Raw genomic sequence first — 10,739 nt, forward strand, 5'->3', positions numbered from 1 at the left:
AGTCGACCGTCGCGTGTTCCCCGGTTTCTGGCCGGGGTGGAATTGAAGCAGCATGACCGACGCCAAGGCCGCCGGTCTCGCCGGCGTGTTCCCCGGCTTCTGGCCGGGGTGGAATTGAGGCTCTCCACAGCTGCCCGGTTATTGGATCCAAGAGCTGGTGTCCGCACCCACGGGGCTTGGCAACTTCGCCGCGAACGCACGTCGGCCAAATTGGAGCGAATAGGGTTACTTCTGCCTACCCATCAACTCTCTACGGCGCTTGGGTACTGTCGGAACGAAGCGAAAATACCCGGCGCCCCCCAAACGCGAAAAGGCGGGGACCTGCCCCGCCTCTTCCTACAGCCCTTCAAGTACTCCCCAGCCAGCCGGCCGGGCGTTCGGGATCTCTCGGGGGCATCCATACCGGGCGCCCGCCGCAGAACCGATGCCAGTACCCCTTACGACCCGCCCGAAGTGCCCGCTGCGCAACATCCGCCTGAGCGCTGCACTGGTCGAGCCCCTGAACCAGGGCCGCCATCGGCGCACCATAGGTCTCGCCGCTGCGGTAGGCGGCGATGGTGAGCCAGAGCGCGTCATGCGCATCCCGGTCCCGCTTCCGCAGCGCGGCCATGGGTTCCTGCAGGTGATATTCGATCAGCCGCTCGTGGCGCTTTTCCGGAATACGGTGCGCATCCGGGACGGCGCACTTCCCCACATCGTGAAAGAGCGCCAGCAGGATGCCGGCTTCCCGGATGCAGGTCGCCACGCTCATCCGCTCGGTGGCCACGGAGACCGCTTCGGCCACTTCCAGGCTGTGATTCAGCAGACCGCCCCGCTCCGCATGATGACAGCGGCCCGAGGCGGTGCCGGTCACGAAGCTGATGGCGAAATCAGGGTCAGAAAAGACGTCCCGAACGAACGCTCGATAGCCTTCGGTCTCCAGGCCTTCAACTAGATCAATCAGGCGGCCCAAGTCCTCCGGATTCGGCGCCCGGTGCGCCGGAAGAAGATCCAGCGCATCCCGTTCGCACGGTGGTTGACCGTAATCCGGGTGCGCGACCAGCACCCGTTGCCCTTTGGGCGTGTCCGCCGTGTGCAGCGAGAGATCCCGGAGCTGGCCGTCCACCAGACCGTGGCCGGCCCAGTCACCGCACCGGGCAAACGCCCCGACCCATCCGGAAGAGTCATACAGGCGCAGCCTCAGGTACGGCTCACCGCTCGGTGCCGTCCCTTTTTCGAAGATCTCCACTCGTGCCGACAGGTCCACCGGTTCGTGGCAGGCGATGTCGTCGAGCTCCACGAACATCTTGAGGTCTTCCACGGTTTCAGCCTTCATGTTCCACCTCCGTGCTGCTGTCGACCGTCCCGCCCTGCAGGCGCATGCGCAGGAGCTGGTCGATGGCGGACCCGTCCTGGCGCGTCAGGTTGGGCACGTAGCGCGAATACACCGTGAACAGCATCTTGGTGTTGGAATGCCCCATCTGCCGGGCAATCCATTCCGGGCTCTCGCCGGCCGCCAGCCACAGGGTCGCGGCCGTGTGCCGCGTCTGATAGGGATTCCGGCGCTTGAGTCCGGCCTTCTTCAGCGTCGGGTACCAGACCCGGTTGTTCACGTTGCGGTAGGCGATCGGGTACCCGTACCGGGTGGAAAACACGTAGCGGCTGCGGTGGGTCTGCGGGCGCTGACGCATGGCCTCGCGTTCCTCCATCAGCGCGCGGTACACCACTTCGGACATCTGGATCGTCCGCGTCGACCCGTCGGTCTTGGTCGTGGTCTCCTCGCCCTGCACCCGGGCCGACTGCACCAGGATCTCCCGACGATCGAAGTCGACGCAGTCCCACTTCAGCCCGTCGATCTCCGAGGTCCGCATACCGGTGAAGAAGCGGACCAGGAAATACCCGCGCCACTCCGGCGGCGCGGCGTCCAGGAACCGCTGCACCTCCTCCAGAGAGAACGGATCCACCTGCGAACGCCCGATTCGCATGGGCTTGATGCCCTGAAACGGCGTGTTAAAGTCAAAGCGGTCGGCGGCTTCCTCCAGAATCTGCTTCGTTACGTTCAGAATCTGGTTGATCCGAGACGCGGACAGCGCCTTCCCGGTATCGCGGTTCACTTTGGCGAGTTCTGCGCGATACTGGAGAATTTCGGATTTCTGGATGTCGCCGACCTTTCGGTCCCCGAACTGCGGGACCACGTGCTTCGACAGGATGTCGGTTACCTTCGTCTGGTACGAGGGCTTCCACAGCGGAGCGTTTTCCGCGAACCAGGTGTCACTGAACTCCCGCATCGTGGGCTGATCCGCGGACGCCTCGGGACCGCTATCCTGCGGCACAACCGCATCCGGCTGCGCGAAGCGCTGCGCATTGCGGCTGTTCGGGAAGGTCTTGGCGTAATCGAAGACCCCTACCCGGATTTCAGCCTCCACCCGCTCCAGCAGTTTCGCGACCCGCTTTCGGTTCGCAACCGTGTCGGTCATGGCCGTGTACTCCCGGCAGCGAACCCCCTGGTACACGAAGTCCAGAAACAGGCGGCCCGTTTCCTTCCTTACTCGAACACTACCCATTGGTCTTACCTCCGTTGGCCATCGGGATCGCGGCCACCGCATCGGTGAACATGTCCTCTTCGATCGTTTCCCAGATGTAGAGCACCTTGCGGCGCCCGAACGGCCGGACGTAGTGCCGTCCTTCCGAGAGGCACTCATGCCGCAGGACGTTGTTGACGTAGCGAGGATTGAGGTGAAGCTTCTCGGCAAGCTCTGCCGAACTCAGATAAGTCATCATTCATCTCCTTTTGTCGATGTATAGCCGCTATACGGCCATGTCTTAAGTGTATAGCGGCTATACGATGAAGTCAAGTAAATAGGCGCTATTCGCTATACGGCTATACGGACGCGCGGGTATACTGCCCGGAATCGAAGCCGACGACGGATCTCTCCATGAAACCCTCCAAGACCCATCAGAAGCAGGTGAACATCCGGCTGGACGACGAGACGCTCGACCGCCTGGATGAATGCCGCTCCGATCTCAGGGATCAGTTCCCGAATATCCCGACACGCTCGGATGTCGTTCGGATGGCGATCGAGGAATTTCTGGAGCGCCGTGCCAGAGATGGCCACCCGCCCTCGGAGTCATCGAACGACCGTTAAGGCCCAACTCGGTGGTACTCACTTCTGCGCTTCCACCTCGGCACCGAATCGGCCCAGCCCCGTTCGATCTAGGCACATGTAAGGCCCACACAAGGCCCAGGCAGCAGAACCAGCGATGACCCATCCGGAACCGGGCAGTCCATGATCAACGCGACATGTGCCACAATAGCCAGAATGCCGCTCGAAATAGCTCAACTAATCCGATACTTACAGCATCCTTTGACACACCCGAAAGACGCTGTAGAATACGCGTCTCGGACACGACAGGCGCGTAGCTCAGTTGGTTAGAGCACCACCTTGACATGGTGGGGGTCGGTGGTTCGAGTCCACTCGCGCCTACCAGATTTGTGAAAGGCGAGCCCGACCTGGTCCGGCTCGCCTTTTTTTCGCCCGGAACCCGTACATCGGGTCGGGCTGCCGGAGATCGGGGCGGTCAGACATGGAGTCCAGGCTCAGGGCGTTGGTAACGGGGCTTGCGGTGCTGTTGCTGGCCTCCGGCTGTGCGTCGCTGGAACCACGCGATGACCGCCCCGCGAATCCGCCCGCCGCACCGGCCGACGAAGGCCCCCTCGCCGAATGGATCACGCCCCGGGTGGACGCATCCCCGGGGGAATCCGGATTCCGTCTGCTGGATGATGGTGTCGAGGCCTTCCAGTGGCGGGCCTTCAGCGCGCGCAAGGCCGAGGATCGGCTGAGCATTCAGTACTACATCTGGCGCAACGATGCCGCCGGCCGGGCCCTTCTCGGCGAGCTGCTGCGCGCGGCCGACCGCGGGGTCAACGTCTCGGTACTGCTGGACGACATCGATGCCCGCGGCCGCGACGACATCCTCGCCGCCGTCGATCAGCACCCCAACATCGACATCCGCCTGTTCAATCCCTTCCGCACCCGTCACGGGATGCTCGGCAAGGGACTGGAGTTCCTGACCCGGGGCGTTCAGCTCAACCGGCGCATGCACAACAAGGCCTGGGTGGTCGACGGCCACCTGGCGATCATCGGCGGGCGCAACATCGGCGACGAGTACTTCGAGGCCAGCCCGGAATACAACTTCGCGGATCTGGACGTGGCGATCGTCGGGCCGATGGCCGCCGAGGTGGAGGCCTCGTTCCACGATTTCTGGAACAGCCAGGGTGCGATCGGCATCCAGCGCGTGGTCTCGCGCCTCCCGGATCCGCCCCGGCTACAGGAGCATCGCGAGGCCCTGCAGGCATGGCTGTCGACACAGAACGACCACCCGCTGCTGCAGAAGGCCCCGGCCGGGCGCCTGCCCCCCGGACATATCGACGATGACGAGGCCTATGTCTGGACCGCGGCGGCGGACTTCGTGGTGGACCCGCCCGCCAAGGCGCTGGATACCGCGGGTTTCGATCCCGAGCGGGATGGCGGGGTCACCCCGGCGCTGCGGGCCCGCTTTTCCGGGGTACGCAACGAGCTGCGCATCATCACGCCCTATTTCGTCCCACAGCGGCGGGGCACCCGGGAACTGATCGAGATGGCGGAGCGTGGGGTTCGTATCAGCGTGCTGACCAACTCGCTGGCCTCCAATGATGTGGTGTTCACCCACAGCGGATATTCACGCCGCCGACCGACCCTGCTGCAGGGCGGCGTGGAGCTGCACGAGCTGCGTCCCACCGCCCTGCCCAACGGCGAGGAACGGGCAAGGCGCTGGGGCCTGGGCTCGTCGCAGACCAGCCTGCACACCAAGGCGTTCGTGATGGACGGCCACGAGGCGTTCGTCGGCTCCTACAACCTCGATCCGCGTTCGGCCTACAGCAATACCGAATCCGGGGTGTTCCTGCGCGAACCGGCGCTGGTCGGCCAGGTCGTGGACCTGCACGAGCGGATTATCCAGCCCGAGTTCGCCTACCGGGTCGAGCTGGACGCCGAGGACAACCTGATCTGGAGCGACGACCAGGGCCGCACGTGGCGGCGCGATCCCAAGGCCGGCCACATGCGTCAGATCCTTTCGGATCTCACCATCCTGTTCCCGGTGGAGAGCCTGCTGTAATCCCCGCGGGCAAGCCCGCTCAGGACGGACGCCGGCCGACGACCTGCACCACCGCGCCGCGACCGGTGTGATAAACCCCTTCGATCACCTCGCGCTCCAGCTCGTGGGCGTAGTCGAACTCGAGGCCATCGAGTTCCTCGCTGAGCGCGTTCAGGTCCATCATCAATTCTTCCACCGGCGGGCCACCGGTGCCGTGCGCCAGCTGTGCCGGCGTGTACGCCTCGAGGATGAAAGTCCCGCCGGGGCGCAGCCCCTGCACGACATCGGCATGCACACGGCGACGGATCTCCGGTGGCACGTGACAGTAGATCGACACGATCACATCCCAGCTTTCGGGATCAATGCGGTAGTCCGCCAGATCGGCGACCTCGGTCCGGATACTCACCCCGCGCTCGGCCGCCAGCCGTTCGGCCTTGCGCAGGCCCACCAGGGAGCTGTCGACCGCGGTCACGTCGAAGCCCTGTTCGGCCAGATACACCGCGTTGCGCCCCTCGCCCTCGCCCAGGCACAGCGCATCTCCGGGCGGCAGGGTGGCCACGGCCTCGCGCAGGAAGTCGTTCGGCTCGGTGCCGTAGGCGAATTCCTCCGTTGAATAACGATCATCCCACATCATCAACTCCTTGCATGTTCCGGGCTCCATTGCCGGGCGCGCGGGTTTGCCCTACTCTTTGCGCGCCCGGCAGTCACCCGATTGCTTCTTCATACGTTCGTTTTCACGACCAGGCCACCATGACCGAGACCGTAACCCTGCGCGGCCGCCTGACGGCCCTGATCGAAGCCAATTACACCCAGCGCTTCATCATCGGACTGATCCTGCTGAACGCCCTGACCCTGGGGCTCGAAACCTCGCATGCGGTGATGCAGGCGATCGGCCCCGTGATCAACAGCGCCGACGTGATCATCCTGTCGATCTTCACCGTCGAGGTCCTGACCAAGATGTTCGTCTACCGCCTGCGGTTCTGGCGCAACCCCTGGAACGTGTTCGATTTCTTCGTCGTTGGCATCGCGCTGATCCCGGCTACCGGCCCGTTCTCGGTGCTGCGCGTGCTGCGTCTGCTGCGTCTGGTCTCGCTGGTGCCCAAGCTGCGCTTCATCGTCGAGGCGCTGCTGCGCGCGATCCCGGGGATCATCTCCATCATCGGGCTGTTGCTGCTGATCTTCTACGTGTTCGCGATCATCGCCACCGGGCTGTTCCGCGAAACGCATCCCGAGATGTTCGGCAGTCTCGGCGCGACCATGTACAGCCTGTTCCAGGTCATGACCCTGGAGGGCTGGTCGGAAGACGTGGCCCGGCCCGTCATGGAGGAGCACCCCTGGGCCTGGGCGTTCTTCGTGCCGTTCATACTGATCGCCACGTTCACCGTGCTCAACCTGTTCATCGCCATCATCGTGGATGCGATGCAGCGCATGCACGACCGCGCGGTGGAAATCGAAAAGCAGGCCATCCACGATAGCGTTCACGAGGAAAACAAGGCCCTGCACAACGAACTGCAGGCCCTGCACGAGGAGACCGGCGCGCTGCAGGAACGCCTGTCCCGGATGCAGAACCTGCTGGAACAGCGAGCGCGCGACGGACGCTAGCCGGCCTCCCCGGTCCCGGTCTCCGACAGCGGCACGCATTCGGGCCGGATGCGGGCCGCGAACGCCTCCGATATACGGTGCAGATCCACCACATCCACCGGAAACGGCAGGTCCGACTCGGCGAGGTCGGCCTCCAGTTCCCCGAGGATCGCGAAATCCAGGGCCTCGCCGGCATCCACCAGCAGGTCCAGATCCGAAGCGGGCACGCTGTGCCCGGTAGCGCGCGAGCCGAACAGCCACACCCGTGTCCCCGCGGGCAGATGCCGGTGCACGAGACGCTCCACCACCTCCCGCTGAGCCGGCGCAAGATCAACCATCCGGATGCTCCAGCTTCTCGATCAGGGCCTGCACGGCGGGCAGAAACCTTCGCGCAACCTCGTACACCTCTTCCGCCACGGCCTCGTTATAGGTGTGGGAGGTCATGTTGCGCGCCTTGTGAAAGGCAAACCACGGCGCGGCATCCTCGATCAACTGCCGCGTTGCCGCCAGACGAAACAGCTCCCGACGACTGAGCGGCATCACCGCCTCGCGCCCTTCATCCTCGACCAGCCGCCGCTGCAGCAGCTTCCACGCCAGGTCGAAGCTGTATTCGAAGCGCTGGATGGTCGCATCGCGCATGAACTCGTCCTTCGGCTGCGCCAGCGCCCGCTCCAGCAAGGCGGCCGCGTCGCGCAGCGGGGTCACCAGCAGACCGTCACTCATGCACTGCCCCTTCCGTGGCTTCCGGCTCGGCCAGCAGATCCTCGCCCGCCAGCAGCCGGGCCAGTTCCTCCGGGCCCAGCACCGGGACGCCCAGCGATTCGGCCTTTGCGACCTTGGAACCGGGGTCGGCCCCCGCGATGACCGCGCTGGTCTTCTTCGACACCGAGCCGGTGATCCTGGCGCCCAGCGCCTCCAGGCGCGCGCGCGCCTCGTCGCGGCTCATCTCCTCCAGGGTCCCGGTGAGTACGAACGTGCGGCCCGCCAGCGGGGCCTGCGCGGCCTCGTCCCCGGCGTCGCCGGGCGGGGCCGCCGCCGGCTCCGGTTCCGGCCAGTGCACGCCGGCCGCACGCAGGGCTTCAACCACCTCGCGGTTATGCGGCTCGGCGAAGAAATGCACGATGTGTTCGGCCACCACCGGCCCCACGTCCGGGATCGACTGCAGGGTCTCGGCATCCGCCACCATCAGCGCATCCAGGTCGCGGAAATGGCCGGCCAGGGCCTGCGCGGTGACTTCGCCGACTTCGCGGATACCGAGGGCAAAGATGAAGCGCGCCAGCGTGGTCTCGCGCGCGGTCTCCAGCGCGCGCACCAGGTTGTCGGCCAGTTTCGGCCCCACCCGTTCCAGCTGCTGCAGGGTCTCCGTGTCCAGCGCGAACAGCTCCGCCGGGGTGCGTACCCGGCCGTTGTCGACCAGCTGCTCGATCAGCTTCTCGCCGAAGCCCTCGATGTCCATCGCGCGGCGCGACACAAAGTGCTTGAGCGCCTCGCGCCGCTGCGCCGGGCAGACCAGCCCGCCGGTGCAGCGCGCCACCACTTCGCCTTCCGGGCGCTCCACGTGCGAGCCGCACTCGGGGCAGGCGGCCGGAAGCTCGATCGGGCGGGTTTCCGCCGGCCGCTCACCACCGGCGCGACCGACCACCTCGGGGATCACGTCGCCGGCGCGGCGCACGATCACGCGGTCGCCAATGCGGATATCCTTGCGCTCCACCTCGTCCATGTTGTGCAGCCCGGCGTTGGACACCATCACGCCGCCCACCAGCACCGGCTCCAGCCGCGCCACCGGGGTCAGGGCACCGGTCCGCCCGACGTTGAACGCCACGTCACGCAGCGTGGTGGTCCGCTCCTCGGCCGGGAACTTGTGCGCGATCGCCCAGCGCGGGGCCCGCGACACGAACCCCAGCACCTGCTGGTCGGCCAGATCGTCCACCTTGTACACGATGCCGTCGATCTCGTAATCCAGATCGCGCCGGCGCGCGGCCAGATCCTCGTAATAGCCCAGGCAGCCCGCCACCCCGGTCACCACGCGGCGCTCCGGACACACCGGCAGGCCGAGATCGCGCAGGGCGTCCAGCACCGCCGACTGCCGCCCCGGCAGCGCCCCGCCCTCGACATGCCCCACGGAATAGGCAAAGAAACTCAGCGGCCGCCGGGCCGTCACCTTCGGGTCCAGCTGGCGCAGGCTGCCGGCGGCGGCGTTGCGCGGGTTCATGAAACCGCGCTGCCCTTCGGCCTCCAGGCCCTCGTTGAGGCGCAGGAAATCGGCCCGGCGCATGAACACCTCGCCGCGCACCTCCAGCACGGCCGGGATCGTGCCCCCCACGCCCTGCGCCCCGGCCGGATCCAGGCGCAGCGGCACCGGGCGCACGGTGCGCATGTTGGCGGTCACGTCCTCGCCGGTCTCGCCGTCGCCGCGGGTGGCGGCGCGCACCAGCACTCCGTCCTCGAACAGCAGCGAAATCGCCAGCCCGTCCAGCTTGGGCTCGGCCATGTAGGTGACGGCCTGTTCGGCACGTGCCGGATCACCGGTGTCGCGCGCCAGGCGCTCGCGTACCCGCCGGTCGAAGTCGTGGATCTCGTCCGCCTCGAAACCGTTGGCCAGCGACAGCATCGGCAGGCGGTGACGCACCGTCGCGAAGCCCTCGGCCGGCTGCGCGCCCACGCGCTGGGTCGGCGAGTCCGGGGTGATCCATTCGGGATGCGCGGCCTCCAGCGCCTCGAGCTCGCGCAGGAGCTCGTCGTATTCGGTATCCGAGATCTCGGGATCGTCGTGGACGTAGTAGCGCCGGTTGTGGTGTTCGATCTGTCGGCGCAGCGCCTCCAGGCGCTCGCGGTCGGCGCTCATTGCGTCCTCCCGCGACGGAGGATGTCGGGCCGGTTGCGCAGCAGCCACTGGTTCAGGTCCTCGCGCATGTGCGCCAGGGTCTGGTTCGTCGCCGTCGACTGCTGCGCGTCCAGGATGGTGCCCCCGAGGTCGCGTGCCAGCGCGTGCGCGTTCTCCAGCAGTGCCTCGAACGCACGCTGCGGATGGGCACTGTAGTGCACCTGGGTGAACAGGGTGACGCCGGGGGTCATCATGTCCGCCAGGTCCTCGTCACGCAGGGTGCCCGGCGCCACCATGTTGGCCACCGAAAACAGCGGCTGCCGTTTGTCGCTGGCGGGTTCATGGTAGTGGTAGATGTCCATCGCCCCGGGCTTGAGACCGGCGCGATCCAGCGCGGCGCCCAGCGCCACGCCGGTGAAGGGCTTGTTCCGGGGCGCGACCACGTGCAGCAGCAGGATCTTCTCCTGCAGCGAGGCGGACGCGGCGCGCGGGTTTTCGCCCGCCTTCCACGGATCGGACACGTATTCGCCCAGCGATTCCGGATCCGGCCGGTCCGGCTCCTCGATCAGATCCGGATCCACCTCGTGGTCCGGGTCCAAGCGTTCGCCGACCGGGCCACGCGACTTGCGTCCGCCTCCCGGCATGCGTGCGCGCACGGCGTCCAGGCCCTGGCGACCGACGGCAATCAGGCGTTCGCCGGGCGACGGCTTCGGGCTCCGGCGACGCTGGCGACCCGGAGCCGCCCGGCGCCCGGACTCGGGGTCGGGCTCGGGTTCGGGTTCGGGCGCCGCCCGCAGGTCACCGCCGTAATCGGTTTCGAACCCGCGCGGGCCGGACGCACCATGGTCGGCGGCCCCGGCGCCGGGCTCTTCGTCCTCCAGCACGCCGTAGATGTCGTTGACCGGTTCCTGCGCGGAGGTCGACCCGCGCGGCGCGGCCTCGAACGGATCATCCGGATCGGGCTCCGCATCCGGGCCCGGCGAGGTCACGCCGAGATGCGGCTCGCGCCGTCCGCCGGTCACGCGGGGACTCTCGTCCAGCGGATCGGGCGCGCCGGCACGGATATGCACCGCATCATCGGCCCAGTCGCCGGCGTCATCGGCCTCGTCACGCTCGCGCGCACGCGTGCGCATGCGGTGCGTGATCCAGATCCCCGCGATCAGGACGATTCCCAGCAGCAGCAGACTCAACCGCATCCAGTCCACGAAAATTCCTCGCTCGT

Annotated in this window: 11 protein-coding genes and 1 tRNA gene; 4 read left to right on the plus strand and 8 right to left on the minus strand. The window is 66.7% G+C overall.

Going from position 1 to position 10,739, the window contains the following annotated elements; all coding sequences use genetic code 11:
• Positions 1–346: 346 nt before the first annotated feature.
• Genes C998_RS0108185 through C998_RS0108195 form a run of 3 tightly spaced genes read right to left on the minus strand, consistent with a single transcriptional unit; the run spans position 347 to position 2,757 of the window.
• Complete coding sequence (locus C998_RS0108185) at positions 347–1,315, minus strand: hypothetical protein (protein WP_018870376.1); 969 nt, start codon at positions 1,313–1,315, stop codon at positions 347–349.
• Entirely contained in the window at positions 1,305–2,543 is a 1,239-nt protein-coding gene (locus C998_RS0108190) for a site-specific integrase (RefSeq protein WP_081617422.1), read from the minus strand. Before C998_RS0108190 ends, C998_RS0108185 begins: the two co-directional genes overlap by 11 nt.
• Positions 2,536–2,757 carry a hypothetical protein gene (locus C998_RS0108195; RefSeq protein WP_018870378.1) on the minus strand — a complete coding sequence of 74 codons (222 nt, stop codon included), beginning with the start codon at positions 2,755–2,757 and terminating at the stop codon, positions 2,536–2,538. Before C998_RS0108195 ends, C998_RS0108190 begins: the two co-directional genes overlap by 8 nt.
• A 158-nt stretch (positions 2,758–2,915) precedes the next feature.
• Here C998_RS0108195 and C998_RS0108200 point away from each other — a divergent pair, with 158 nt between their 5' ends.
• The 3 genes from C998_RS0108200 to C998_RS0108210 all read left to right on the plus strand — a co-directional run bounded on the left by C998_RS0108200 (position 2,916) and on the right by C998_RS0108210 (position 5,133).
• On the plus strand, positions 2,916–3,125 hold the full coding sequence (locus C998_RS0108200) for a CopG family transcriptional regulator (protein WP_018870379.1): 210 nt from the start codon (positions 2,916–2,918) through the stop codon (positions 3,123–3,125).
• Positions 3,126–3,390: 265 nt separating this feature from the next.
• Positions 3,391–3,467 (plus strand) — tRNA-Val (locus C998_RS0108205).
• Between the two features lie 97 nt (positions 3,468–3,564).
• A complete protein-coding gene (locus C998_RS0108210; RefSeq protein ID WP_038081857.1) occupies positions 3,565–5,133 on the plus strand; it encodes a phospholipase D family protein in 1,569 nt (522 codons plus the stop codon).
• A gap of 19 nt (positions 5,134–5,152) precedes the next feature.
• On the opposite strand, the gene C998_RS0108215 is transcribed toward C998_RS0108210, so the two are convergent.
• A complete protein-coding gene (locus C998_RS0108215) occupies positions 5,153–5,743 on the minus strand; it encodes a cyclopropane-fatty-acyl-phospholipid synthase family protein (RefSeq protein ID WP_018870381.1) in 591 nt (196 codons plus the stop codon).
• A 119-nt stretch (positions 5,744–5,862) separates the two neighbouring features.
• On the opposite strand from C998_RS0108215, the gene C998_RS0108220 reads away from it, so the two are divergent.
• The gene (locus C998_RS0108220) at positions 5,863–6,714 is read left to right on the plus strand and encodes an ion transporter (protein WP_018870382.1); all 852 of its coding nucleotides are present in this window, start codon (positions 5,863–5,865) and stop codon (positions 6,712–6,714) included.
• Here the strand turns inward: C998_RS0108220 and C998_RS0108225 are convergent.
• The 4 genes from C998_RS0108225 to zipA are packed head-to-tail and all read right to left on the minus strand — an operon-like array spanning position 6,711 to position 10,722.
• Positions 6,711–7,031 carry a nucleotidyltransferase family protein gene (locus tag C998_RS0108225; RefSeq protein WP_018870383.1) on the minus strand — a complete coding sequence of 107 codons (321 nt, stop codon included), beginning with the start codon at positions 7,029–7,031 and terminating at the stop codon, positions 6,711–6,713. The genes C998_RS0108220 and C998_RS0108225 overlap by 4 nt on opposite strands.
• On the minus strand, positions 7,024–7,416 hold the full coding sequence (locus C998_RS0108230; RefSeq protein WP_018870384.1) for an HI0074 family nucleotidyltransferase substrate-binding subunit: 393 nt from the start codon (positions 7,414–7,416) through the stop codon (positions 7,024–7,026). The genes C998_RS0108225 and C998_RS0108230 overlap by 8 nt, the downstream gene beginning before the upstream one ends.
• Positions 7,409–9,538, minus strand: a complete 2,130-nt coding sequence (ligA, locus tag C998_RS0108235; protein WP_018870385.1) for an NAD-dependent DNA ligase LigA — start codon at positions 9,536–9,538, stop codon at positions 7,409–7,411. Before ligA ends, C998_RS0108230 begins: the two co-directional genes overlap by 8 nt.
• On the minus strand, positions 9,535–10,722 hold the full coding sequence (gene zipA, locus C998_RS0108240; RefSeq protein ID WP_018870386.1) for a cell division protein ZipA: 1,188 nt from the start codon (positions 10,720–10,722) through the stop codon (positions 9,535–9,537). Before zipA ends, ligA begins: the two co-directional genes overlap by 4 nt.
• Positions 10,723–10,739: the final 17 nt, after the last annotated feature.

Source organism: Thioalkalivibrio sp. ALgr3, from assembly GCF_000377325.1.
In the GTDB taxonomy this organism is placed as follows: domain Bacteria; phylum Pseudomonadota; class Gammaproteobacteria; order Ectothiorhodospirales; family Ectothiorhodospiraceae; genus Thioalkalivibrio.

Coding starts and splice junctions, on each gene's coding strand:
- C998_RS0108185 (WP_018870376.1), bottom strand. CDS start 1,315: ATGAAGGCTGAAACCGTGGAAGACCTCAAGATGTTCGTGGAGCTCGAC.
- C998_RS0108190 (WP_081617422.1), bottom strand. CDS start 2,543: ATGGGTAGTGTTCGAGTAAGGAAGGAAACGGGCCGCCTGTTTCTGGAC.
- C998_RS0108195 (WP_018870378.1), bottom strand. CDS start 2,757: ATGACTTATCTGAGTTCGGCAGAGCTTGCCGAGAAGCTTCACCTCAAT.
- C998_RS0108200 (WP_018870379.1), top strand. CDS start 2,916: ATGAAACCCTCCAAGACCCATCAGAAGCAGGTGAACATCCGGCTGGAC.
- C998_RS0108210 (WP_038081857.1), top strand. CDS start 3,565: ATGGAGTCCAGGCTCAGGGCGTTGGTAACGGGGCTTGCGGTGCTGTTG.
- C998_RS0108215 (WP_018870381.1), bottom strand. CDS start 5,743: ATGTGGGATGATCGTTATTCAACGGAGGAATTCGCCTACGGCACCGAG.
- C998_RS0108220 (WP_018870382.1), top strand. CDS start 5,863: ATGACCGAGACCGTAACCCTGCGCGGCCGCCTGACGGCCCTGATCGAA.
- C998_RS0108225 (WP_018870383.1), bottom strand. CDS start 7,031: ATGGTTGATCTTGCGCCGGCTCAGCGGGAGGTGGTGGAGCGTCTCGTG.
- C998_RS0108230 (WP_018870384.1), bottom strand. CDS start 7,416: ATGAGTGACGGTCTGCTGGTGACCCCGCTGCGCGACGCGGCCGCCTTG.
- ligA (WP_018870385.1), bottom strand. CDS start 9,538: ATGAGCGCCGACCGCGAGCGCCTGGAGGCGCTGCGCCGACAGATCGAA.